At 64.1% G+C, this 24,499-nt stretch carries 18 protein-coding genes; 5 read left to right on the top strand and 13 right to left on the bottom strand.

Going from position 1 to position 24,499, the window contains the following annotated elements; genetic code table 11:
• Positions 1-549 precede the first annotated feature (549 nt).
• A complete protein-coding gene (locus ACZ4YY_RS16555) occupies positions 550-1,485 on the top strand; it encodes a UDP-glucuronic acid decarboxylase family protein (RefSeq protein ID WP_468289812.1) in 936 nt (311 codons plus the stop codon).
• A 50-nt stretch (positions 1,486-1,535) separates the two neighbouring features.
• On the opposite strand, the gene galE is transcribed toward ACZ4YY_RS16555, so the two are convergent.
• Positions 1,536-2,495 (bottom strand): UDP-glucose 4-epimerase GalE, encoded by a 960-nt coding sequence (gene galE / locus ACZ4YY_RS16550; RefSeq protein WP_468289809.1) that lies wholly within the window; start codon positions 2,493-2,495, stop codon positions 1,536-1,538.
• Between the two features lie 222 nt (positions 2,496-2,717).
• Between galE and ACZ4YY_RS16545 the strand changes: the two genes are divergently transcribed.
• A complete protein-coding gene (locus ACZ4YY_RS16545) occupies positions 2,718-3,872 on the top strand; it encodes a methyltransferase (RefSeq protein WP_468289807.1) in 1,155 nt (384 codons plus the stop codon).
• Here ACZ4YY_RS16545 and ACZ4YY_RS16540 read toward each other — a convergent pair.
• The 5 genes from ACZ4YY_RS16540 to ACZ4YY_RS16520 are packed head-to-tail and all read right to left on the bottom strand — an operon-like array spanning position 3,756 to position 8,675.
• The gene (locus ACZ4YY_RS16540; protein ID WP_468289804.1) at positions 3,756-4,844 is read right to left on the bottom strand and encodes a glycosyltransferase family 2 protein; all 1,089 of its coding nucleotides are present in this window, start codon (positions 4,842-4,844) and stop codon (positions 3,756-3,758) included. The two genes, ACZ4YY_RS16545 and ACZ4YY_RS16540, sit on opposite strands and share 117 nt — an antisense overlap.
• Before the next feature lie 21 nt (positions 4,845-4,865).
• Positions 4,866-6,035 (bottom strand): glycosyltransferase family 2 protein, encoded by a 1,170-nt coding sequence (locus tag ACZ4YY_RS16535; RefSeq protein WP_468289802.1) that lies wholly within the window; start codon positions 6,033-6,035, stop codon positions 4,866-4,868.
• A 52-nt stretch (positions 6,036-6,087) separates the two neighbouring features.
• Positions 6,088-6,870 carry a metallophosphoesterase gene (locus tag ACZ4YY_RS16530; RefSeq protein WP_468289799.1) on the bottom strand — a complete coding sequence of 261 codons (783 nt, stop codon included), beginning with the start codon at positions 6,868-6,870 and terminating at the stop codon, positions 6,088-6,090.
• A gap of 29 nt (positions 6,871-6,899) precedes the next feature.
• Positions 6,900-7,979 carry a glycoside hydrolase family 5 protein gene (locus ACZ4YY_RS16525; RefSeq protein ID WP_468289796.1) on the bottom strand — a complete coding sequence of 360 codons (1,080 nt, stop codon included), beginning with the start codon at positions 7,977-7,979 and terminating at the stop codon, positions 6,900-6,902.
• Positions 7,980-8,675: a putative 2OG-Fe(II) oxygenase gene (locus ACZ4YY_RS16520; protein WP_468289793.1), complete on the bottom strand. Its 696-nt coding sequence runs from the start codon at positions 8,673-8,675 to the stop codon at positions 7,980-7,982. It abuts the gene before it with no gap.
• Positions 8,676-8,963: 288 nt separating this feature from the next.
• Between ACZ4YY_RS16520 and ACZ4YY_RS16515 the strand changes: the two genes are divergently transcribed.
• Complete coding sequence (locus tag ACZ4YY_RS16515; RefSeq protein WP_468289791.1) at positions 8,964-9,833, top strand: glycosyltransferase family 8 protein; 870 nt, start codon at positions 8,964-8,966, stop codon at positions 9,831-9,833.
• A 28-nt stretch (positions 9,834-9,861) separates the two neighbouring features.
• A complete protein-coding gene (locus tag ACZ4YY_RS16510) occupies positions 9,862-11,328 on the top strand; it encodes an NAD(P)/FAD-dependent oxidoreductase (protein WP_468289789.1) in 1,467 nt (488 codons plus the stop codon).
• A 7-nt stretch (positions 11,329-11,335) separates the two neighbouring features.
• On the opposite strand, the gene ACZ4YY_RS16505 is transcribed toward ACZ4YY_RS16510, so the two are convergent.
• From ACZ4YY_RS16505 to ACZ4YY_RS16495, 3 genes are read right to left on the bottom strand one after another with little or no spacing between them, the layout of a single operon-like run.
• The gene (locus ACZ4YY_RS16505; RefSeq protein ID WP_468289786.1) at positions 11,336-12,418 is read right to left on the bottom strand and encodes a glycosyltransferase family 2 protein; all 1,083 of its coding nucleotides are present in this window, start codon (positions 12,416-12,418) and stop codon (positions 11,336-11,338) included.
• Positions 12,403-13,527, bottom strand: a complete 1,125-nt coding sequence (locus ACZ4YY_RS16500) for a glycosyltransferase family 4 protein (protein ID WP_468289783.1) — start codon at positions 13,525-13,527, stop codon at positions 12,403-12,405. Before ACZ4YY_RS16500 ends, ACZ4YY_RS16505 begins: the two co-directional genes overlap by 16 nt.
• Positions 13,524-14,660, bottom strand: a complete 1,137-nt coding sequence (locus tag ACZ4YY_RS16495; protein ID WP_468289780.1) for a glycosyltransferase family 4 protein — start codon at positions 14,658-14,660, stop codon at positions 13,524-13,526. Before ACZ4YY_RS16495 ends, ACZ4YY_RS16500 begins: the two co-directional genes overlap by 4 nt.
• Before the next feature lie 668 nt (positions 14,661-15,328).
• On the opposite strand from ACZ4YY_RS16495, the gene ACZ4YY_RS16490 reads away from it, so the two are divergent.
• Positions 15,329-17,308 (top strand): carbamoyltransferase family protein, encoded by a 1,980-nt coding sequence (locus tag ACZ4YY_RS16490; protein ID WP_468289777.1) that lies wholly within the window; start codon positions 15,329-15,331, stop codon positions 17,306-17,308.
• A 325-nt stretch (positions 17,309-17,633) separates the two neighbouring features.
• On the opposite strand, the gene ACZ4YY_RS16485 is transcribed toward ACZ4YY_RS16490, so the two are convergent.
• The 4 genes from ACZ4YY_RS16485 to ACZ4YY_RS16470 form a co-directional block, all read right to left on the bottom strand.
• Complete coding sequence (locus ACZ4YY_RS16485) at positions 17,634-18,011, bottom strand: hypothetical protein (protein ID WP_468289774.1); 378 nt, start codon at positions 18,009-18,011, stop codon at positions 17,634-17,636.
• 227 nt (positions 18,012-18,238) lie between these two features.
• Entirely contained in the window at positions 18,239-19,426 is a 1,188-nt protein-coding gene (locus tag ACZ4YY_RS16480; RefSeq protein WP_468289771.1) for a C40 family peptidase, read from the bottom strand.
• Positions 19,423-21,741 carry a hypothetical protein gene (locus ACZ4YY_RS16475; protein WP_468289768.1) on the bottom strand — a complete coding sequence of 773 codons (2,319 nt, stop codon included), beginning with the start codon at positions 21,739-21,741 and terminating at the stop codon, positions 19,423-19,425. The genes ACZ4YY_RS16480 and ACZ4YY_RS16475 overlap by 4 nt, the downstream gene beginning before the upstream one ends.
• 119 nt (positions 21,742-21,860) lie before the next feature.
• On the bottom strand, positions 21,861-24,479 hold the full coding sequence (locus ACZ4YY_RS16470; protein ID WP_468289766.1) for an ATP-binding protein: 2,619 nt from the start codon (positions 24,477-24,479) through the stop codon (positions 21,861-21,863).
• Positions 24,480-24,499: the final 20 nt, after the last annotated feature.

Here is a 24,499-nt window from a genome sequence, read left to right as displayed (position 1 = left end):
TGCGGAAGCATCAGCAATGGCCTTGGCGGGCATCGGCATCGAAGACCCCAACGGTGGCCACGAACTCCGGTCGAGCAGGCTCAGGCGACAGAGGTCAGGAATTGCTGCTCTTGGCGTCAGTAACCGAGTGACTGACTCGGCGCGTGCAGGAAACACCGCCCACCCCGAACAAGACTCGTGTCCTGCGTCGGTCGGCATGGTGGTGTGCCGCTTCGCGGACTGACCAGCCAATTCTGTCGGGAGCTGTCAGAGCAAGGTCGCCAGGGAGATCGATGAGCGAGTAAACCACGCCTGCCAGGCATTTCGTACAATCTCTATGAATTTCCGGCGACAACCTAAAAATTACCTCGTATGTGGTCCTGTTGTTCGCGGCGGCCGGATCACGCCGGCATCTGAGATGCGGAACTGCGGAACCTGATCCGGACGACACGCCGCACAAGGTTTCCGATTTTGGAACCCACGGTATGATCTTGACTGGTTCGATCTCCGAACAGTGTGTACACAGGGCGGCCTTTCATCGCCCTTCACGTCAAAAGGGGGAATCCGGTCATGAGGCGTGCGGTTGTCGCCGGAGGAGCGGGTTTTGTCGGCTCTCATCTCTGCGAACGGCTTCTAATGGAAGGCTACGAGGTCGTCTGCCTGGATAATTTCGTCACCGGTTCGCCAGAGAATGTAGCGCACCTTTCCGAAATCGGTCCATTTCATGTCGTCAATAGCGACATAACGGAACCCATCCGAATATCAGGCGGCATCGACATCGTGCTGCACCTGGCTTCGCCGGCAAGTCCTGTCGACTACCTTCGACTGCCGGTCGAGACCCTGAAGGCAGGTTCCATCGGGACCCTGCACACTCTCGAGTTGGCCAAAGAACACGGTGCGAAGTACTTGCTGGCTTCCACGAGCGAGGTTTACGGAGACCCGCAGATCCATCCGCAACCAGAGACATACTGGGGTCACGTGAACCCGATCGGTCCGCGGTCGGTGTACGACGAGGGGAAACGGTTTTCCGAGGCTGCGGTCACAGCATATCGAAGGGCGTACGGACTCAACGCGTCCATCTTCCGCATCTTCAACACCTACGGCCCCCGCATGCGGTCGCACGATGGCCGGGCGATTCCTGCATTCATCAATCAAGCGTTGCGTTCCGAGCCGATAACGGTCGCCGGTTCCGGTGCGCAGACGCGGTCATTGTGCTACGTGTCGGACCTGATCGAGGGTATCATCCGGCTCATTGATACGGAGCATACGGGGCCGATAAACATCGGGAATCCGCAGGAAATAACCATCCTGGAACTGGCGACACTCATCAAGCAGGCTTGCGGATCAGATTCGCCTATCGAATTCATTCCTCGGCCGGAGGACGATCCGCAACAGAGGAGGCCGGACATCAGCTTGGCTGCCGAGGTTCTGGGCTGGTCACCGGAAGTCTCGTTGGCGGAGGGCGTGAAGCACACTATTTCTTGGTTCGCCAGCTCCGCACACTGACGACAAGACCGTGCAGTGAGGCCGTGCGGTGGCATGCGCCGACCGCGGCCTCACTGCATGGATGCCCAGGCATCGGCGATGATGTCCGCGAGCGCGGTACGTGTGGGCTGCCACCCCAAAGCCTCCCGGGCGAAGTCGGCGGCGGCGATGAGAACGGCCGGGTCGCCGCTGCGGCGAGGGGCTATGACCTCCGGGATCGGATGTCCCGTGACATGGCGGGCGGTCTCGATCACCTCACGCACGGAAAAACCGGTGCCATTACCCAAGTTGCATATGATGTGCCTGTTGGGACGCGCGGCGTCGAGAGCCAGCAGATGGGCTTGAGCCAGGTCGGCGACGTGTATGTAATCGCGGATGCACGTGCCGTCGGCGGTCGGGTAGTCGGTGCCGTAGATCGCGACCGACTTCCGGCGCCCCTGGGCGACCTGCAGGACGATCGGGATGAGGTGAGATTCCGGGGAGTGGCGTTCCCGGTGACGCCCATAGGCACCCGCGACGTTGAAATATCGGAGCGATACGGCTGCCAGACCGCGTGCCCGACACTCCCCGCTGATCATGTTGTCGACGGCCAGCTTGGAGGCGCCGTAGGGATTGATCGGGGCGGCCGGGGTGTCCTCGGTGATCGGCATGAATCGCGGTTCGCCGTAGACCGCGCAGGTGGAGGAGAAGACCAAGGTACCCACACCGGCCCCGCGCATCGCGTCCAGGAGGCTGAGTGATCCGACGGTGTTGTTCCACCAATACTTTTCCGGCATTCGTACGGATTCACCGACTTCGGCCACGGCGGCGAAGTGCAGGACCGCCGAGTACGAGGAGTCCAGCACCCTTGCCGCATCTTGGATGCGGCCTTCGATGAACCGGGCCCCGCTGGGCACGGAATCCCTGAAACCGGTCGACAGGTCATCCAGCACAGTGACTCCGTATCCCGCCTGGAGCAACTGCGTGGTTACCACCGACCCGATGTACCCGGCACCGCCGGTGACAAGAACCTTCAGACCCCCGTGAGTCACGCGCCCGTCCCTCCCACTCGCTGTTCAGGGTGATCATCATTGCGCAGGGGCAGGCTCCTGAGCTAGCGCGATCTGGGCCGGTTGCGTTGACCAGGCAAGGTGTAGGCTGAGGCCCTGGCAGCGCCATCATCGGCATGAAGGAGGAGCCAGGTTGCCTCGTCACCTGACGGCTGTTGGTGAGCGCGTTCACGGGCTGGGACTGGCAGCTTCGGCGTATGCATCATGAGTGTCAAATTGATCGCGCGTACGGTCCGAAGTACGGAGTGGATCGCGGCCGACGAGATCGCAGGACTGCCGGCGGCTTCGGGCATCGAACTGAGCGGTCGTGAGGTTCGCTTCGAGCTCCCTGAACTGCACAGTCGACTGTTGCAACTGCGCACAGTGGACGACGTGTTCCTTTTGGTCGGCGAAATCGACGGGGTCGGGCATACGAAGGACGTCGTTCTCTGGCTGGCCCAGCGACTCGCGACGCTGCCGTGGCGGCGAGCCGTGAAGAGTCTCAGGTCACTGCGAGCGGTCACGGCGGCACCTCGATTCGATGTGGTGGTGAGCCTCGTCGGACGGCGCAACTTCAGCCGCTACGTCCTGGAGGACGCTGTGGGTGCGGCGCTCACGGCGCCCTTGGGTGGTCGGTTCGCCTCCCGCAGTGCCGAGACCGGTCAGTCGGTACCCGTCGATATGACGGTTCGTCTCTTCGTGGAGGGAACCAGGGCAACCGCCACACTCAGGGTGGCGGCCGGGCCGCTGCATCGACGGTCCTACAAACAGCACGCCGAGCGTGGCACCCTCCACCCCCCGCTCGCCGCGGCTCTTGCCCGGCTGGCCGAGCCCGCCGCCAACGCAGTTGTCGTCGACCCCTTCTGTGGTGACGGCACCATCCCGATCGAGATGGCCGCGATCCAGCCGGCCGCCCGCTTGTTCGCTGCCGACCACGACATCACCCGGGTGCGCAACGCCCGTCGTAACGCCGAGCTGGCTGACACGCCCATCTTCTTCGGAACCGCAGACGCTGGTCTTCAGCCCTGGTCCTCCGGCAGCGCTGACCTGCTGGTGACCAACCCGCCATGGAACCTCGCCGTTGAGGCAGCGGGGTCGCTCACGCCCTCTCTGAACATGTTCTGGGACGAATGCGCCCGCGTGCTGTCACCCACTGGACGCGCCGTCCTCGTGACAGACAGCGAGATGGACGTCCCCACGGTGCTGCGTGCTCGAGGATTCCAGCTCTCCCTGGCCCACCACATCCGGTTGGCCGGTCGGCTTTCACACCTCCTGCTCTGCGCCCCGCCCGGACGGCCCCGACCGATTCTCCCCTCCGGCCTCGCCGGATGGCGGCAGCGGGCGCTCGCAGTCGGCGTGGTGACTGAGCACGGGTTCTGAAGAACCTCTTTTGTGAAGCAGTGAATGGGCTCGCCTGCGTGCCAGCATGCGAGGGATACGCCCGGCGAGCCAGGCCATCCCGCAAACGACGTCTCCGAACGCTGCCCTTCGCGTCGCTGCCGGGGCAGCGCCACGGCGACGCAGGTCACTGATGACCCAGCTTGCCGAAAGCCTCACGACATCCCTGACTCGCCAACTTGGGTCAGTGGCCAGGAAGTAGTACTTATTGCGCAGCATGTGTCGTCGTCGATACAGAGATGCGGCTGAGTCACCGCCCCCGTAGTGCTGAATGCCCAGGTTTAGCAGAAGGGCCACCCGCCAACCACCCCAGCGCGCCCGCCGACAGAGGTCGGTCTCCTCGTAGAACGAGTGATAGGCAGGGTCGAACATGCCGATACTGCGGAGTACGTCGGCGCGGCAGAAGAAAGCTGCACCCTGTACATACGCATGCTCCAGAGTCTCCGGGGCTCGCCCCTGGGCCGGACTGGCCTCCGACGGGTGATCCGGCCAGTCGAGGAAGAGCGCGTGTGCTTCACCGGCCTGCAGAGCGTCCACTGACCAAGCGTTCAACTCTGTACTGGACGAGCCGTCAGCGGTGTAGACAAACTGCATCGGGCCCACTACGCCGTAGCTCGGCTGATTTTCCATGAACTCAGTGAGCCCATAGACGAGATCTGGCGGGGTCCGTGTGTCAGGATTGACCAAAAAGACAAAGTCAGCGCCGCGCTCCAGCGCCATCCTCATGCCGATATTGTTAGCACCGGAAAACCCTAGGTTTTCCGGGCTGTGGACTACTTCAACCTCTGGATACTTTCCCCGCACAAGCTCGGCGCTGCCATCGGACGAGCTGTTGTCGACGAAAATTACATCTAGTGAATGCTCCTGCATTTCGGAGGCGAGCAATGAGGTGAAGCACTCCTCCAACCAGCGCCGGTTATTGTAGCCGACTGTTATCGCGACTATCTTAGCCATGCGCTATGTTGTCCTTTCGTCTCACTCCGTCAGGGTGGCATCACGGGATTGTTCGGAAGGCTGCTTCGACCACCCCTCGCCCTCACCAAATCGACGGAAAAGGCCATAAGTGGACAGAGCCACGTCCACCACGCCCATTGCGAGGGAGGGGACGGCGAGCAGCCACAGCCTTCCCGTTGCCTTGATGTGGAGGAGTGCGGCGATCAACTGCCCGGTGACCGCCGCGCCGAACGTGAACAGCGGAAATGCTACGAGCCATCCGCCGCGGCCCATGCCGAGGACGCAAGCACTGAGAATGGCCCACAGGATCAAGATGGGCCGCTCCGCGTACCCAAATGAGTTCACCGCGGAACCAAGCCGTGCGCTCCAACTGCGGTCTCTGGTTCGGAGCAGGTTACTGCTAACCGACCGACCTGTCGCGTACAGTCCGACAATCCACCGCAAATGCTGACGAACATAACCGTGCAGGGTGTCAGGCACCTCGTGCCGCGACGATATATCCGACGCAAAACCGATACGCCGACCGGCTGCGCGCAGGGCGGCAGAGAAAGTCGCGTCGTCCGCCAAGTTCCAGTCGCTCGGATAGAACTGCCGGAATGCCGTCCAGCGGCAACCGAATACACCGGCGAGTGCCGCGTCGCCCCAAAGCGCGGCACGGCCCCGGCTGTTCACTTCTTCGCTCACAGCTCCCTCGAGCTCGCAGAAGACGCTCACCAGAGAGCGATCGGGCTCTATGGCGCGGTGTCCGAATGCGACGGCGTCCACGTCCGGATCGCCGAACCACCTCGCGAGACGAAGCAGAGTGTCGGCGGGCAGAATGTGGTCGGCATCCGTGACGAGCACCAGATCGTCGTCCGATATCGGCAAGCTGGCCAGAGCCGCGTGAAGCGCACCGGCCTTGCCGCGCCGAGTTCCGTCCCGGCTGACCGCTATCCGCCATTCCGCGGGCGCCAACTCCTCGAGCCGTCCGACCGTGTCATCGTCGGACGCGTCATCGACCAGTACGACCTCAACGTTCGGGTAGTCCAGGGCGTTTATCACACGTACCAGTTCCGGTACGCGCGCGGATTCGTTCAGCAGAGCACTGACCACCCAGAACCGGGGGAGATCGACGGGAACAGGCCCTGGCTCGACTCGCCGAAAGGAGGCTGCGGTCAACAGCATCCGGCGCCCGGCGAGCAGAACCAGCACCAAGCCCACAAAGAGGTTTGCCGCTATCAGGGCTCCTGCAAAGAGACCCACCTCACACCACCGAAATCAAAGTGATCTCGGCCGGCGCGCCCAGCCGCAATGCGATTTCAACTGATCCGATGCCGCGGCTCACATACACGTCTGTGCCATTCAGCCGACTCCAACCGGCCAGATAGGTGTCGCCGTATGTTGAGTTGGAGAAGAGGGTGCGGCCGAACAAGCGGATCTGCCCGCCATGCGTATGCCCGCTGAGCATCAGGTCCACACCATGCTCGGCCGCCACAGGGGCGAAGTCCGGGTTGTGGCTCAGCAGGATGGCGATCTCGTCGTCTTCGCGCCCGTCGAGTGCCGCGACGATGTCGGGCTGTCCGGTCCAAAGGTCATCTACGCCGCACAACCACACACTGCCCTCATTGCCGTCGACCCTCACGCCGCGATTGGTCAACAGGGTTACCCCCGCAGACTCGAGGCACTCGGTGACGAGCGGAGCATTGAGCCAGTAGTCGTGGTTACCGAGCACGGCGAAGACTCCAAGCCGACAGTCAAGTTCCGCGATGGCCCGGGTGAATTCGTCGGTGTCGTCCAGACTGCGGAAGAAGTAGTCCCCGCCGAGCACGATGAGGTCAGGGTTGAGAGCGTTGACCTGGTGGACCGACTGGCGCAGATACGAGGGAGGAGTCGTCGGACCGAGATGTATGTCGGTGAGAAAGGCGACGGTGATCGGCCCCACTGCACGACGGGACGGAGCCGGACGCCATGTCACCTTCTCCAGACGGGCGCTTGGAAGCATCCGACGCAGCATGAGATTGACGGGACGGACGATCTGGCCCCCCACTCGGAGGAGCTTACGGGCAAGACTCGCTTTCACGGCGCCTCAGCTCGGTGCGGCGCGAACCCGCGGGTCAAGGTCTGCAGGAGTCTGGGGTCGACGCCGGCGGAGTACTCAGGGAGTCGTGAGAAACGGTCGGCTGGGTTGTCGTACAAGACGCCGAAGCCCATGTCGCGGTAGCTCCAGTAGGACCATCCGATGCCCAACTCGTCGAAGATGGACAGAACATCGGTCAACCATGCGTAGCGAGACTCGGCCGGCGCCAGGACGAAGGCTCCGAATTCACCGCAGTGTATGGGAACGCCCAGTTCGCGGGCGCGTTCTGCGGCGGGCATCAGGAGTTTGCGCAGCTCTTCCCGGTGCCACTCACGATCAAAGCAGTGCTGGAACTCCGAAGGCACCGGCGTCGCGCTCGGAACCATCCGACCCGGATACGTCTGGGAGTTGGAGGAGTAGGGCAGTACCTCCGACCAGAACGCCTGCTGGTGGGTGAAAGCGATCGGCTCGTAGAAGTGCACACCCAGCACGCACCTCGAGTCCGGCACGGTCATCTCACTCCACAGACCTGGCGCGCCCCGATCAGCCCCCTCGACCACGATCCATGCCTGCGGTGCATGCTCGCGGACTCGACCGACCATCTGTTCCACCATACCGGCCCAGAGGTGCACATCCCGTGTCGTCGGCTCGTTGAGCAGATCGATGGCGATGTCGGTCGTATCAGGAAGCGTTGGCAGGAGGAACTCCCAGAACGCCGCCAACTGGTTCACCGCCGACCCGTCCGCCCAGAGCGGATTGTCGCGGTTCTCGAAGGTGTGGCACGGCGCCTCGTGCAGGTCGAGGATGTAGCGGAGACCTGCTTGGGTGGCTCTGTCGTGAAAGGCACGCAGGGTTCGCACAGCTTCGGAGCGGGGCGGGCCGGGTTCGTCACCACCCATGACGAAGTGCCAGTCCAGCGGCAGACGGACGTGATCGAATCCCCATTCCGCGATCCGATGGAGATCCGTCTGACCGATGTAGCTCTCGACGTGCTCAGCGGTGAGCTTCGCCTGGGACAACCAACCGCCCAGATTCAGCCCATGGAGCAGTGGGAAGGGGACAGGAGCGGTCGCCGGCACTTAGTCTCCCTGACCGTCAGGGCCCGCCCCGAGCGGCCAGGCGTTGATGTTGAAGTTGATCACGACCCGCTCCTGCTTCCCGTAGAACGGCGCCACCTCATGGAGGATGTCAGCGGGCCAGAGCAGGAGCAGACCGGCCTTGGGGCGAATGTAGTAGTTGGTCTGACGAACCCGGAAACTGAACATGCCGGCGTACGGCATGGAGTCATCGGGTTCACCGTCCTGCAGGTAGTAGGCGCCCGACCAGCGGTGGTCCGGGTAGGGCGGTCCGTAACGCTCATGGTTGTGCAGGACCTTGTAGTCGCCGTCCTTGTAGAACTGGATCCAGCTCTCGCTGATCCAGGGTTCACTGGAGTCGACTTCTTCCGTAGCCCGAAGAGCGTATTGGTACCTTTCCGCGATAATTCCACGAAGACGCCCCACGGATTCCGACTTGATGTCCAGGAAAGAGTTGGTGGGTACTCCGTGCCACACTCCGATCGCCGGGATCTGTGTCTCCGACCAGGCGTCGTCGTCGAATTTGACCCCGATTCCTCTTTCGTCGATGTGACGAACGTCGGGGACCTCTATTTCCGGTTCGGTGAGCGACTCGCGAGCCACGCGCATGAGGTCCGCGTTGAATGCGTCGAGGTCAGCGAAATCGAGCTGCTTGTAGATAACCGGCACAGGCGCCAGGTGAAAGAGATCGTCCTGCACGGGGTGCAATATTCCGTGCGAGCGGCCGAAGTCCATGTATCGAGCCCTCCGTCTGTCGTCGACGCCATACCAAACAAGTCGACCGCGGGGCAAACGATTTAAGCAGCACCCCCCGTGGTGACCCCGTACAAGATAGCTAAGGTGGCCCGCGCAGGGAAGGGCTCCAGAGGATCTTGTCACGTTCATTACTTCTCGCTAGCCTCAGGACAGTATCTTGACAGTGCCACCGGGTTGTCTGCTGCCCGCGAAGGCGGTGTCATTTGCTAACCCTGAGGAATAAGGGGTGCTATGCCCAGCTCAATCACCAGTCCCGTCTCATCCGGTAATGACCGTATACAAATCGTTTCTGCCTGTAATGCCGGATATTTGCCCTATGTGGCTGCTTTGATCGCCTCGCTCTCGGCGAGTCGTAATCAAGCATCCGGTATCGACCTGACCATGCTCCATCAGGGTGTGAGCGCTGGCGCGCAGCGCCGGATCGAGGAATTCGCCGACGGAGTGGCGGTGCGTTGGGTCGAGGTGACCGAGGCCAGCTACGCTGCCGCCGGCCTGCCTACTGATGAGACAGTTGTGCGGCCACATTACTTCCGATGCCTCATGGGTTCTGTACTGCCGCCGTCGGTCCAGCGTGCTATCTATCTCGATGCCGACGCGATCGTCCTCGACGACCTCCAAGAACTGTGGTTGAGTGATTTGGACGGCAAAGTACTCGGAGCCGCGTCCGACTATTTCCTGCCGCGCTGCCGCGATGCTGTCGGACCCTGGCAGGAGCTTGGACTCGACCCTGAGGCGCCGTACTTCAACTCAGGGGTAATGGTGGTTGACCTGGGCCGTTGGCGCGGAGAAGAAGTGGCGGCGCGGGTGCTTCACCGTTGCTGTGACTCCCGCGAGCATCTGCTGGCACAGGGTAAGTGGCCGCAGTACGACCAGTTCGGCTTGAACGTGGTATTGCAAGGTCAATGGCACCTTCTTTCCCAGGACTGGAACTACCTCTCAGAGTTGCCGGAGAAACATCCCCATGTCGTCCATTTCTGCGGCGGCGGCAAGCCGGGATCACCGACCTGCGGACCGCTTTTCACAGAGCTCTTCGACTCCACTCTCGCCGGAACGCCATGGAGCGGATGGCGGCCGGGAGATCCGGCCATCAACGTTGCGTGAGACGCCACGACCACTTTAGGAGTATGGGTTGCCGCCTGAAGCGAACGGCAAGGAGATTGTCATCATCGGCGCGGGTCCAGCCGGCCTCAGCGCCGCGTATCAACTGGTCGGTCAAGGCCAGAAGCCCGTTATTCTTGAGGCGGACGATGTGGTTGGCGGGATCAGCCGTACCGTCGAACGAGAGGGCTGGCGTTTCGACATCGGCGGCCATCGTTTCTTCACTAAGGTGAACCGAGTAGAAAAACTCTGGTCGGAGATTCTTCCGGACGATGAATTCCTAGTGAGGTCACGCCAGAGCCGCATCTACTACGGCGGGCGGATGTTCGACTACCCGTTGAATCTTCCAAACGTACTGTCCGGCCTCGGACCACGCGAATCCTTCCTGTGTGCGGCCTCTTACATCGGTGCCCGATTGCGTCCGGCCACGGAGGTGTCAACCTTCGAAGGCTGGACCGCTTCGCGGTTCGGATGGCGGCTTTACCGGAAGTTCTTCAAGACGTACACGGAGAAGGTGTGGGGCGTTCCTGCCAACACCATCCAGGCGGACTGGGCGGCACAGCGAATAAAAAACCTCTCGTTCTACGAGGCGGTTCGCGACGCACTCATCCCCAGTAAAGGCAAGACGCGGGTCGTTTCCCTGATCGATAGGTTCCGGTACCCGCGGTTCGGCCCAGGACAGATGTGGGAGACCTGCCGGGATGTGGTGGTCGGTGCGGGCGCTACCTTGCGTATGGAGTCCAAGGTGACCCAGCTTTCCCACGCCGGTGGCAAGGTGCACACCGTGACTGTGCGCAGTGCCGAGGGAGAAAGCGACACCCTGGATACAGAGGCGGTCATCTCGTCCATGCCGTTGGGCGAGCTGGTGGCTGCAATGAATCCGGCGCCGCCGCAACGGGTACTGGACGCCGCGATGGCACTACGGCACCGGGACTTCCTCACTGTGGCACTGGTCGTGCCCGAGGAGGCAGCCTTCCCCGACAACTGGATCTACATTCACTCACCAGACGTGCGGGTGGGGCGGATACAGAACTTCGGTGCTTGGTCGCCGTATCTCGTCAACGACGGGGCCGCCTGCCTTGGTCTGGAATACTTCGTGAACCGTGGCGACGATCTCTGGTCTGCGACCGACGAGGACCTCGTGGCTCTCGGTGCCCGTGAACTCGAAGCACTCGGCTTGGTGCCCGCCGCCGACGTGCGCAAGGGGTATGTGGTGCGGATGCCGCAGGCATACCCGATGTACGACGGCCACTACAAGAGGAACATCGAGATTCTGCGCGACTGGCTCGCGGAACACGCGAGCAACGTCCACCCGGTCGGACGCAACGGCATGCACCGCTACAACAACCAGGATCACTCCATCCTGACGGCGATGCTGACGGTGGAGAACCTGTTGAACGGGGCGGATCACGACATCTGGTCGGTCAACGTCGAGGCGGAGTACCACGAGGAACAGCGCGCCTCGACACCGCAACTCGACGATGCAGGGGTTGGCTGACAGTCATTCACCGGGTGTCGTCGCTTCGGGGCCGCGCGATCGAGGATCGGGCGGCCCCTTTGCATGCACCCTTCGTACCCGGCAGCCCAGTGGCGAGCGCCATACCCAGCCCAAGGCCGCCGACCCAGTAGTGCGCGTACATGTACGGGATCACCATGGCCACAGTCAGCCGATCCACATGTCTGGCGGCATAGGCAAGAAGCTCGCGATGCAGTATCACCATCGCCAGTACGAGCAGTCCGACAGCGACACCCATCCAGGTCGTCACCGCGAGCAGCCCGATCGACAGCGGGGTCAGCAGCGCCAGGACCATACCGATCCTGCCCTCCCTCCCTGTGTTGAGTTGCCCGGCGATCGCTCTGCCCTGCAGCAGGAGCCTGCTCCACGGAATCGCCCGCTCAAAAAGATCGCTTCGGAACCATTTGCCCAGGGAGTACTCCTTGCAGTGGCTCCCCGACATACGTGGTTCCATCAGAATCCGCAATCCGGCACGGTGGAGTTTCACACCGAACGCGATGTCCTCGCAGTAGCGCAGGTCGTCGTCGAAGCCGCCGACCTTCTGCCACGCGGCACGGGATACGGCCGAGCAGCCGGTCCAGAACGTCGCTACAGGACCGGCGTGCCGGGTGTGGACGAAGGAGTGCTGCAGGTTCTTCAGCCGCGTGATCCTGTTGCCTTCAGACACGTTGGGCAAGTACGCCCCCACAACAGCGTCCCACCCCTCTGCGAGAGCGGCCCGGGCGACACCCACCGCTGAGGGCGTGATGCGCACATCCACGTCGACGAAGAGCAAGGCGTCGTTGGTCGCGGCCGCGGCGCCGGCGTTGCGAGCCACTGCTGGGCCGCGGTTCTCCGGCAGCGTGATGACCTCAGCTCCGCCCTCCGTCGCGGCGCTTAGTTCGTCTTCGGTCGGTGGCCCGTCGAAGACCACCAGGACGTTGTCATGAGAGCCTCGAGCGGCAGCGACAGCCGCAAGACAAGGTGCGATGTGCTTTCCGCCCCTATAGACGGGGATGATGAACGAGAAGGCATGAGGCTCTGACTGCTGAGAAGCCGGGCCGGGGGACGTGGCCGTCACGTCGTCTTCCACGGTTCCTCCAGGAGATCCACCAGGGCGGTGCTGAACTGCTCGGCGGCCGAGTCCCAGGTGAACTGTCTCGCGAAGGTGGCCGCCTCCGCGGTTTTCCATGACACCTGCGAGTTCTCGAGCAGTCGTTCGACGATGTGATCGGCGAGATGCGGGACATCGGGGAACAGGCTGCTCGGGGAAGCGACCACTTCTGGGTGGGCGCAGCGGTCGAGCGCCGCGACGGGCACCCCCATCCACTGCGCTTCCACCAACGGCAGGTTGAAGCCCTCGAAGGTGCTTGCAGACACATGCATGTCTGCCGCGGCGTAGGCGCTGGCGAGTCCTGACTCGTCGACCGGTCCCAGCGCTGTGACACCATGAGTCGCGAGCCAGTCCCGGTCGGCCGGCGTCGCCTGGCCCACCACGGCGAAAACGCCGCCGCGCTGTTGGAAGCCGCGCTGGGACAAGGCGTCGCCGAGCACGTGAAGCCCCTTGTACCGCGCCTCAGGCCCGCACCGCGCGACCGCGAGCACAAGAGGTGCCTCAGCCGGAAGCCCAAGAGCACGACGAGCGACGGACCGGTCGGGACGTACGTCGAGCAGACGGCGCGCGTGGTCAACGCCATTGGGCACTACACGGATCCGGGACTCGTCCATCCAACGTGCCATGCGCGTCGCCAGCCATTGCGAGATCGTCACCACACCCGTGGCTCGGCGTCTGGCAAGGATCGCGTAGCCGGCCACTGCCCAGATCGCCATCCGGAGGGCGGGCGACGCGTGACGGCTGGGAACCGCCCCGTGATCGTAAAGAACCACAGGTGCGTTGAGTCTTCCCCCGAGCGTGTCGAACGGAAAGCTGACCGGCACGTAGCAGTCGGTAGGTATCCGCTCGATGGACGGGATCAGGTGGCGGACGCCTTCCGCCCGCTGGCGGACGCCGCCTGGGACGGCCGGAAGTGGTACGCACTCGAACTCAGGCGGGCGCGCCAGGAGAAGTGCTGCGTCGTCGGTTTCCGCGCCTGCGACGACTACTTTCTCGCCACGCTTGGCGAGTGCTTCCGCGAGATGGACGGTGGCCACGTCGATTCCGCGGCCCACGTGCAGACCGTCGATAAGGAAGGTGATTCTCACTGTGCGCCGACCTCGGTGCTACGCGCGACCCTCCTGTAGATCGACTCGTAGGCGGCGTGAATCGCGGGTATGGCCAGAGCTGGGTCGCTGGCTCGGTTCCGCGCCTCCTCACCCCGCCGCTGCAGTCCTACCGGGTCGGAGAGAAGGGAGAGAATTGCATTCGCCAGCGGCTCCGGCGCGTTCGACGGCACGAGCCGGCCGACGGACTCGTCGACGAGATCGGCTACGCCGCCCACATCGGTGGCCACGACCGGACATCCTGCTTGGAAGGCCTCAACTATGACGATGGGTAGTGCTTCCCACCTGGAGGGCAGGACGAACAGGTCGGCCGCATGCAGCAAAGAGTTGAACGCTTGGCGCGTTGGCTGGGCGCCGAGCAGCCGGAACCTGGCTCCGATGCCTGCGTTGTCTATCTGCTTGCGTATCTCGCCCTCGAGCGGCCCTCCGCCGACCACCGCGAAGACGATTTCGCGATGGGGGCCTACGAGTTGGTCGACGCGATGGCACGCTTCGACCAACTTGTCGATCCCCTTCTGTCGGTCGAGGCGCGCGACGGTAAGCACCAGGTGTCCCTCAGGGGACACACCCAACCCCCGCCGCGCCTCGCGCACCTCGTCGGTTCCCACGTCCGGCAACCGGTCGACGGGGTACCGCACTGTGCTCAGCTCGTCGTCTTGAAAACCCTGTGCCAGGAAGGGCCTGCCGAGCCGTGTCGCCGGGACGACGACGTGTGCGGCGACACGGCGTGCTGCGCGGGCGTAGTGCTCCTCGCGTCCCAGCTCACACCCGTGGAACGAAAAGACCACGGGCGGTCCGGACGGCACCGCCGCCAGTCTGGCCACGTAAGCAGGGGCAACCTCGTGAGTGTGCACCACATCGACCGGATGGTCGCGGAGCCATCGACGAAGCCGGTAGGCAGAGGCGAGGAATGACCGGGCGCGGCGCTGTGGTGATCCGCCGTTGGCAGTCACGAGATCGACCGGCAGAGAGAGAAACCCGGATGCTCCGGGTGTGAGCCAAGTGCCAGGACTTCCCGCGAGCCACACGGTATGACCGTTCTGCTGCATTTTCTCGCGCAGATCGAGTATGTGCCTGGCCACTCCGCCGATCTCATACGAGGTGGTGAGTTGCAATATGCGCAGAGCTTTCGCTCCGGTCTCCGACTCGGCGGGTGGAGGGGACATCTGATGCCTCACAGTGACCTCGGTTCCCGTCTGTATCGCACCCTGCAGCCAAGACCATGATCGTGACACGGTCGCGTCAACAGACGCAAGGAAGTTCGGGACTGCGATGCGGCGCCGCAGACGTGGGCTCCGGCGGCGCTCCGGATCCCCGAGGTGCTGCGGTCTGGCGTTGGCCGGCAGACCCGCACGCGGAACCATGCTTCCCTGCCCGCCCGGCCGTTCCCGCGGTCGCCCCGGTCGCCCCGGTCGCCCCGGTCGCCCCGGTCGCCCCGGTCGGACCCGCCGCCGGCGTGAGGAGGCCCCGCGGCCCGGTCATGAACGCGGTGCGGGGCAGATCACCCGCGACACGGCATGAGCGGGACTGAATCTGAGAAGTATGGAGGACGGGGTGACTCAGGACATCATGTATTCAAGCTCAGTAACCATTCCAAACCCAACGGAAAGCCTTAATCGGGGCGTCACGCTCAGCATTCCATCGCCGCAGGGCGTGATCAGGTAGGGTCTCGGTGGAGCCACCGTGGCCTAATCGCAGCGGTGGCTCGACTGTGCGCGGAAATGCCCGTACTTCTTTCCTTGCTCAAGCGTGAAGGGTAAGGACTTGGCGACGGAACAGGACGGTGAGCACGGACATGAGTGAAAGTGTTGTACTCGGTGTGAACGCTGCGCACGACGCGGCGGCGTGTTTGCTCGTCGACGGTAGGCTCAAGGTAGCGATCAGCGAGGAGCGTATCAGTCGCGAGAAGTACCACGGGGGCTTCCCCTATCGGGCTGTTGAATACTGCCTGAGTGCTGCGGGAATCGACAACATCAATTCCGTGGACTGCGTGGTTGTCAATCAATACGCGAGTTCCGACTTCGATGTCGAGATCGTGAACAACGGTTTCTCTGGCACTCTGATCGTCAATCCTTCGCATCACCTGCTGCACGCCTATTACGCCTGGGTTGCCTCTGGATATCGTGATGCTGCCGTCATGATTCTCGACGGCAGTGGCTACAGCTTCGGCGAACATCAGCGCCGTGGCAGCCCCCATCTCGGTGACGCGCCAGAATTCTCGGAGATGGAGGAAGCGGAATCGCTGTTCAGCATAACGGATGGCGCGATCGAACTCATCTCGAAGCGCTGGGCTTTGTGGGAGGCCAGTCATCCCTACTATCGCTTCGCAAGCCTTGGCCATATGTACTCGGAGGCGTCGCAGTACATATTCGGCCATTGGAAGCACGCAGGTAAGACGATGGGTCTGGCGGCCTTCGGCGATCCCTCCGCCCTGTCCGAGCCGATCATCGACCTGACCGATGACGGAATGGAAATCGACACCCTGTGGGTGACCAGGCTCCCCCAGCGCTCCTCGTTGCCGCCGGAACAGGACCCGATCTGCCGGAATGTAGCTGCGAAGGTCCAGTCCGAGTTGGAGCGGGGAATTCTTCACCTTGCCGAAGTGCTTCACCGTCGTACCGGCCAGAGCAATTTGGCGATCAGCGGGGGAGTCGGCCTGAACAGCGTGACCAATGGGCGAATTCTGCGCGAGTCAAAATTCACCAGCCTCTTCGTGACGCCTGCCGCCGGAGACGCCGGGGTGGCGATCGGGGCTGCTCTCTACGGCCATCACCAGCTTGTCGGGTCCGTGCCCCAGTGGGCGTACCGCGATGATTATCACGGACGTGCCTACACCGCTTCCGAAATCGAATCGAGCCTCAAGCGGCATAGTGATCTCATCCAGTGGGAGAACGTGACTGACGACGTAGCCGAACGTGCCGCCGAGGACGTGGCTGCGGGACGGGTCGTCGGCTGGTTCGAGTTGGGCAGCGAATTCGGTCCTCGCTCTCTCGGCCATCGCAGCATTCTGAGCGACCCTCGGGACGCGGGCATGCGTGATCACCTCAACGACCGAGTCAAATTCCGCGAGCCGTTCCGTCCTTATGCTGCTTCCGTACTCGCCGAGCGCGCGAATGAGTACTTCGATCTGGCGGTCGACGATCCCTTCATGCTGATCGTTGCGCCGGTTCGCCCGGAGCACGCCGAGACCATTCCCAGCGTCACTCACGCGGACGGTACCTGTCGTGTTCAGAGCGTGAGGCCGGATCATCCCGGGCGGTTCCGATCGGTCATCGAGGAATTCCATCGCCGGACGGGCGTGCCGCTCGTACTCAACACGTCATTCAACATCCGCGGCGAACCGATCGTCGAGAGCCCGGACGACGCGCTCGAGTGCTTTCTTGCCACTAACTTCGATGTGCTCTACCTCGAGGGCCGGCGGGTGAGTAAAGTCCGCATGGACACGCATTCCGAGCAGGGTCGTCTGGTGCCGGTTCTGTCACCGGGACTTACGCTCGGGCTTCAGGTACCGACACGTGATGGGGCCGTGCAGCCCGCCACGCACATCGTGCGGACCCGTACAGGGCATCGTGCTCCGGTCTCGGGGGAGCACTTCGCCCTGCTGAACGCGGTGGACCGGCAGCGAGGGGTGGACGAGATCGCCGACTACGTGGGCATGTCCCCACAGAAGGCCAGAATTGGCTTCGTAGAGTTGCAAGGACGGGGATTCGTCGCCTTCCGATTGCCGCAAGAGCTGGAAGGGGACGAATCCGCCGATCGATGACATCGCGGTAGCCGGTTCATGGCTCCCCGGCCGGGAACCTTCACTCCCGGCCGGGGGGAGCGCGAGGAGAGGGACGACGGTCACGGGTGCGGGGTCAGAGGGCGACGCGCTCATGACCGGGAATCCGCTGTAGCGCCGGTCGTCCCACACGGATACCTCGCATCGCGCGGTGGAGGGGGCGTGTGGTGCCTCGGCGGCGGGGGGAGTTCCGACTCACCGGCCCGTGCGTCGGCGCCGCGCCCCACTGGCGTCCGCCGTGGAAGTCCGGACGTCTGTGCGCGCCAGGTCCAGCCGAACCGGATCCTTGACACATACCGAGACGCGTTCACGGTGACTCTGAGAATGGCTTAGGAAACCAGTTGCCGGTCCTATCGCGGACCAGGAGAACCGTTGACGGTTCTCGTTCCGAGCGCTCACCGCCCGGGTCTGTGCCCGCCCACACCAGATGCACTTCCACCGCGTCGGCGCGGTTCTCGTGCCGCTGGGCGATGCCTGCCCGGATCCGCACGTCAAGCCAGCGGTCGGTGGCCGGCTCGCCCTTGAAGTAGTCGGGAAACGCTTCCCGTCCTTGACCTGTGAGGTCCGCGCGCAGCACCTTTCCGCCGAGCTGCACGAGCCGGGTTTCGAGGCTTGGAGCTATGTCGGCCCGGCGAGTCTCCTCCAGCGCCTTCTGCAGTGCTGCGTCGCCGGGATCCCCGGCCAATGCATCTCCGGCGGGTGCGGCGCTGCCGGGGGGTGAGGAAGACGCCGTCGGTGGGGCAGGCGGAGTTGTTCCGGCCGACGGGGTCGCGGTTGCGGTACTCGCCGGCGGACCGGCTGAAGGAGACTGGCCGCCGTCCGTGCCGGAGGACCACACCAGCACGACCCCGGTCACCGCGAGGACGGCGGACGCCGCGAACATGACCAAGGTCGTGCGATCGACGCCGCCGCTCATGACAGGTGCCCGATGCTGTCCAGCCCGTTCACCCGAACGTCGGACTCCAAGACCACGGTCCCGGGCTTCTGCGCTTCGATCTGTCTGTTCTTTCCCAGATAGATGGACACATGGTAGATGCCTCTGCCGCTGCCCGGGTTGTCCGAGAAGAACAGCAGGTCCCCCGGCCGTGCACTGGCCAGATTTCTAGGACTGCGGGTGATGCGTATCTTGCCGCTGTCGTGCTGAGCCTGCGCGGTGGTGCCGATCTTCAGGCCGACCTGGGCGTACGCGTACTCCGACAAGCCCGAGCAGTCGAAGCCGTACACCTTCCGTCCGTCCTGCCCGCCCGCCGAACAACAGATGCCCGTCGAGGGGCCGTTTGCGTCTCCTCCGCCCCAGGAGTAGGGCATGCCCTTGTACTTTCGCGCGGCTGCGATCACCTTCTTCGCCCTGTCGGAAGCGTCGATGTCCGTGACATCACCGAGGGCGTCGTACTCCGCCTTCGCGGCCTGCACCTTGGAAACATAGTCCTCGGAGTGGTTGTACCGGAAGATCGCGTCGTGCTCCGCCTTCGGATCGGCGAGATCGACTTCCCCCGTGCCGCAGAGGTAGGCGGCCGTGGACAGCGCGGAGTCGAAGACGTTCTGCGGATCGGTGTCGCCGTCGTCGTCGCCGTCCTGCGCCACGCTCTCCCAGGTTTGGGGGATGAACTGAGTCGGGCCCACCGCACGGTCGTACTCGGTGTCCTTGTCGTACTTGCCATTGTCGGTGTCGTAGATGAGCTGAGTGCCCTCACGGCCGTTCAGCGGTATGCCGATGACCGGTGGTTCCACGTTGCCGTAGTCCTTGCCGTACTTGTCGACGACCTTGCGGCCACCGTAGGTGCCGTGGTGCGACTCGATCTTGCCGATGCCCGCCAACAGGGTCCAGGACAGGTTCCCGCACTTCGGCCGGACCGTTCTGATGTTGATCTCCGCCTGCATGTATGCCTCACAGGTCGGTTTGGGGATGCCCGCCACTTCGACGCAACTGACCTGGACCGACGGCTTGTTGTCGTTCTGCTCCTCCTCGCCGGCCATCAGGTTCGCCCCCATGACCACGAACAGCACGCACAACAGGAACATGACGAGGAAGAACAGCGCCAGCGTCTTCAGCAAGATGCTGACGCCGTTCCCCGACTTCTCAGCGGAGGCCGTGCTCACCTGCCGCTGCCTCCTCCGCTTCCTGTGCCCGGGTTGCGTCCGTTGCCGCCTCCGGAGGAACGGCGCCGGTTGGTCTGCTGGTTGCGCCGGTTGTTCACAGCCCGGTTGAGCCGCTGACCGCCGCTACTGTTGCCGCGTGCCCGGTTCCGCGCGGTGCGCATCTGCCTCGAGGCATCGCGCTGGGCGTCACGGGTGCGCTGCGATGCGCTGCGGGTGCGGCCCTGGGCGGTGCTCGCCCCGCCGCTCGCCGGGCGCCCGGAGTTCTCGAGGTTTCGGCGTTCCGCGGCCACCGCGTTCCTGAACCGGCTCCGGGTGACGGGCGCTTCCTTGGCTATGTAGCGGCCCGTGCGTGCGGTTGCCAGGGTGCCGCGTCCGGCGCGGCTCTTCTGAAGGCGGTTCTTCGCACCGCTCTTGAGCCGTTGCTTGAGAGCGGTCTTGGCAGCCGTCTTCGCTGCGGCGCTGCCGCCACCGGTGCCGGCTGCGACGGCTATCTCGGTGCCGAGCTTGACCGCGCCTTGGACGCGCTGCTTGAAGTTCTTCTTGGGCTTGCCGCCGCCGGCACCTCCGCCGCCTCCACCTCCGCCGCCTCCACCTCCGCCGCCTCCACCTCCGCCGCCTCCACCACCCCCACTGGGAGCTTTGCCCTTCCAAAGATGGCGGGCACCGGAGGTCATCTTGCTCAGGGTGCCCCTGTCTCCAGCGAGTTGCTCGAGTCCGGATTTGGAGTCCTTGGTGGGGCTCGAGAGGGAGGACGCCGGCGACTCCCACTCATGGATCGCACCGCCGGTCTTCCTGGACATCCGCTGACCGAAGTTCTGCGCGACGTTCTTTGCCGCCGCAGTGACCTTCCCGCGGAAGACGAGGAAGCCCCCGGCCAGTATGACGATGCCGACGAACTTGACCGTCATGACGTTTCCGGTGCCCGGAGCGCCCAGATACGCGATGATCATGACCAGGAAGAAAGCCAGGAACCAGATGGACAGCGCCAGGGCCAGTACGACCCGGATCACCCCTGACACCCAGCTCCACAGGATGTTCCTGCCACCGCCGGGCAAGATGCCCGCGATCATCGCCGGTTGCGCTCGGATGACTTCGATGGCCATCCACACCTGAGACATCAGGAACGTCGCCGAGATGGCCACCACCAGAACCACCGTGATGAGCGCAGCCAGCGCGACGAACCACACGCTGATCAGGTTGTCCATCGAGGCGGCGATCTCCTGCTTGTCCAGAGGAGAGTCGGCGTTGTTTTCGGAGCTCTTGACGTTGCACGCCTTGGCGAACTCCTTGTCGGCGGGGATGACGTACTGCTGCCAGGCCGGGGTCTCCTTCGCCTTCTTCTTGAGCTCCCCGAGCATCTGGTTCTGGATGTCGTTGACCGCGACGCTGACGGCCCAGGGATTTCCCGTGCTCAGGAGCAGGGCGTCCTTGATGCCGTCGAAGGAGAAGGCGAACTCGAAGGCGTCGCCCAGGTCCTCCCAGAAGCCCTGGTTGTCCTTGTCCGCGATCAGCTTCGGCAGGACCATCCGGTTCCAGTTGTAACGGACGAGGATGGACTTGCTGTACGCGGCGCTGCAGGCGTCGGTGACGGGCAGGCCGGTGTACATGACGAACGTCGGGCGGGTGACGAAGGCGTCGACGAGGCCGTCGGTGATGGGCCGGCTCACCGCAGTGGCCTCGTTGTCCCCCTTCTGCTGACCGGAGCACTCCGTCGTCTCGTTCGGATCGCCGCCCTGCTTGGTGCAGCGGTCCTCGAGTACGACGTCGGCGACACCCAGAGCGAACACCTTGGCAGTGCCGAGCACACCCGAGTCCTCGTTCTTGCCGTCGCCCATCAGCGTGCCGCCCGGGTTCGCCAGACTCACGGTCGCGAGAGAGGCGATCAAGAGGGACAGGCCCATCTCCGCCCAGCCCTTGGCCCGCTGCTTGAACAGGATGTGGTATCCAGCGAAGAGCCCGGCGAGCGTGAGGCAGAGGATTTTCAGCCCCAGGCTTTCGATCACCTTGTGATAGATCGTGGACGCGATGCTGGAGACCGGCTCCAGAAGTACCTTCGCGAGCCCGAAGTCCAGGGCCCACTCGACGAGCCAGCAGGCGAAGCCGATGAGGATCTTGAGCAGCTGGAAGCCGATGCCGATCAGGAACGCGATGATCTTGCTGATGATGTCGAGCGTGCCGCCCGTGTCCACGTTCAGGCTGTAAGCGCTGAGTGGCACGCCGTTCTTGTCGACGACGTCGAAGATGCCGAGGACCTTGCCCGAGTCACCGGCCTTCGGCGGCGTGCACAGAAGATTCGGCACGTCACTGTTCGGCATGCAGTCACCGGCCGCCCACGCGTGCTGTCCGAGGACGAGCACGAGCAGAGCCGGAACCGCCGCCAGGACCAGCAGGCGCAGCCAGAATCGCGACTGCCGGACCACCCCCGTGAGAACACTCATCGAGACACTGCCTCCGTTTCCGCCCGCTCGATCGCCTCGCCCGGCTCATCGAGGCTCACGCGGCCTGGCGTGGTGTGGATGGCTTCGGCCGCCAACTCGTCCGCGGGGATCAGGACCTTCATGCCGCCGATGCGCTTCTTCAGGTCGTAGTAGAGGCACTCGCCCGCCCTGAGGAGTCGTTCCTCCTCCGAGACATTGATCGGCGACAGGCCCTCGGTGACCAGCTTGACCAGCTCCGGGTCGTCGCCGTCGAGGCCGAGGAACTCAAGTCCGCGCGAGGCGAGTTGCTTGTTGCGGTGCCGGAAGAGGAACCGGTGCGAGACCAGACCGCGGATTTTCTCGCCGTATTCGGAATTGGCCGGCCCGACATCGTACGGGTCATGAGAGCCGGCGAAGGCGCCGCAACCGTGCTTGCGGCCGTCGTTGATGATCTCCAGCAGCAGTTCCGTACCCTCCGCTGAGGAGGTGAGCCACCAGCACTCGTCGAGGAAGACGCCGACGAACTCCTCCGGGTCGGAGAAGGCGATCTCGCGGCAGAGCGCGGCCACCAGGTACATCAGCCGCCAGCCGAACTTCTTCTCCACCTCGAGGCTGGAGAGCCGGTGCCCCTCGAGCTCCGTCTTTTTGGGCAGACCGATGTTGGCCGCCGAGAAGATGATCGTGTCCGCGTCCGAGATCTCCACGATCGGAAGATCCGGGTCGAAGACGACGCGGCCCAGGTCCTTCTTGGCCAACGAGCGCAGCTTTCGGGCGAGCTCGCTCGCCGCGGCCCGGACATTATGGTCATCGGGATCTTCCGGATCGGGGTTCTGAGCCCGTTCCGTGAGCGTCTCCATCAGCTTGCGCATGCTGGGCTGCGGCGATTTGTGGGTGGCGTCGATGGCGTCGGCGAGCGTCACGCCCTCCGTGCTCATCGAGGCGATGTCGAGCAGCGGGGTGAGGAAGGACTCCGTGTAACGCGCGGCACGCGGACCGCGGAAGACGCGCAGCGGGTCCAGGGACACCTCGGCTTCCTCGTCCACGGTGATGACTTGGGTCTCTCCAGGGCAGGCTCGCGCGAAGCGGGCCCACTCCTGCTGGGGCGTGCGGTCGATCGCCAGTGCCCGCCCGCGGCTGCGCGCCCGGCCGATGCGGCGGCCGGTGGTCAGGATGGAGTACATGGCCGTTTTCATGGCCACGGACTTGCCGGAACCCAACTCGCCGATGAACACGGCCGATGCCGAGGCGTTGAGCCGGGGGCCGAGGCTGAAGTCGACGAGCACCGGGCGCGCTCCGCCGCCGTTGAGCTGGAGACCGAACAACGAACCGCTGTCGTCACCCAGTTGCTGTCCGCAGAACGGCAGGGCCATCGCGAAGTCTTTCGCCAGCAGGAACTGCGCGTAGTCGTTCATGACACGAGGCGCTGTGGTACCGGGGAGCATGCTGTGGAACAACGGCGTCTGTTCCCCGATGGGCCGCACCAACGTGTAGTCATTACCGCCGAAGTGGTTGATGAGTGCGGAAGCCTTCTGCTCGGCCTCTTCCGGGGTCTCGCCCCACACACAGGTGACGATGCTCGCCCTGATCTCCACCTCAGTGGAGGATGAGGTCAGGCGCGAGCGGTACTCGTCCAGAGCGGCACTCGCCTTGTCCAGGCTGGCCGGGACGCCGGCCGTTTCTCCGTCGTACTCACTGCGTTGGTGGGCGAGTTCACGCGCCTGGCGCCGTGACTTCGGCTCGGCCTTGGAACCGGGCTCGATGTTCAGCCGGACCGCCCAGTCCACCGGGAATCCGAAGTCGTCCAGCGCGGCCAGGTATTCACTGCCGGGGAAGGCGAAAGATTCGGGCATCTCGGCCAGGATGGAGAAGGCCTGGTAGCTGTCACCGAACTCGGTCGAAGCCTTGACGTACCGGTGTTGGAACGGGTTGACGGGTACGCCTCGACGCTCCTCGATGCCGTCGGTGCGTCCTCCTTCGTCGAGGATCACCTCGGAGTACGCCGCCACGGCACGGCCGCGGCCCAAAACGCCACGGGGCTCGTCCATCTCGGGCAGCAGCGGCTCGGCCGTGCCCCGGCGGGCGCAGTGCCCGTAGATCCAGAGGATCTCGCCCTCGGTGGCCGGCCGCATCCGGATCGCGGTGGGCCATGTGGCGGCCAGGTTCGCGGCCTGCTCGAGCCTGCGCTGCTCCTCGGCCTTCCCGACCGGGGTGGTGGGCAGGCCGAAGGTGCTCATCACCTCGTAGTGGGCGGACGACAGGACGGCTTTGGCCGCCTGCTTGATGTCGTTGTGGCGCATGGGCACGGCGAGGAAGTCGACTCGCCCGGTGAGTTCCATCTCCTCCAGTTCGTCCAGGACGCGGAGCGAGAGGTCGACGTACTCCGGCGAGGCGTCGAGGTCGATGCCGGCCGTCATGCGGGTGACCACGCTCGCGGCATCCACCTGAGGGCAGAGGCTGAGCAGGAGGACTTCGCCCTTGATGGCCTTGAAGAGACCTTCCAGGGCGGCCAGGCGTTCCAGCTTGGCCGACCTGGAGGCGTGGCTGTAGTTGTCGGAGTCAACGCGCCACACGGCCCACACCGTCGCGTTGGTGGTCCAGATCAGATTGCCGCTGATGTGGCGCACGGGAAGCCGCATGGCAGTTGGTCCATCCTTCG

The sequence above is a fragment of the Streptomyces sp. NPDC030143 genome (assembly GCF_055573695.1).
This window is presented reverse-complemented; position numbering and strand designations above follow the sequence as displayed.

What these genes read in the sequence shown, in the direction of transcription:
- ACZ4YY_RS16540 (WP_468289804.1), bottom strand. Translation starts at nt 4,844, where the DNA reads ATGGCTAAGATAGTCGCGATAACAGTCGGCTACAATAACCGGCGCTGG.
- ACZ4YY_RS16470 (WP_468289766.1), bottom strand. Translation starts at nt 24,479, where the DNA reads ATGCGGCTTCCCGTGCGCCACATCAGCGGCAATCTGATCTGGACCACC.
- ACZ4YY_RS16475 (WP_468289768.1), bottom strand. Translation starts at nt 21,741, where the DNA reads ATGCCGAACAGTGACGTGCCGAATCTTCTGTGCACGCCGCCGAAGGCC.
- ACZ4YY_RS16545 (WP_468289807.1), top strand. Translation starts at nt 2,718, where the DNA reads ATGAGTGTCAAATTGATCGCGCGTACGGTCCGAAGTACGGAGTGGATC.
- ACZ4YY_RS16515 (WP_468289791.1), top strand. Translation starts at nt 8,964, where the DNA reads ATGCCCAGCTCAATCACCAGTCCCGTCTCATCCGGTAATGACCGTATA.
- ACZ4YY_RS16555 (WP_468289812.1), top strand. Translation starts at nt 550, where the DNA reads ATGAGGCGTGCGGTTGTCGCCGGAGGAGCGGGTTTTGTCGGCTCTCAT.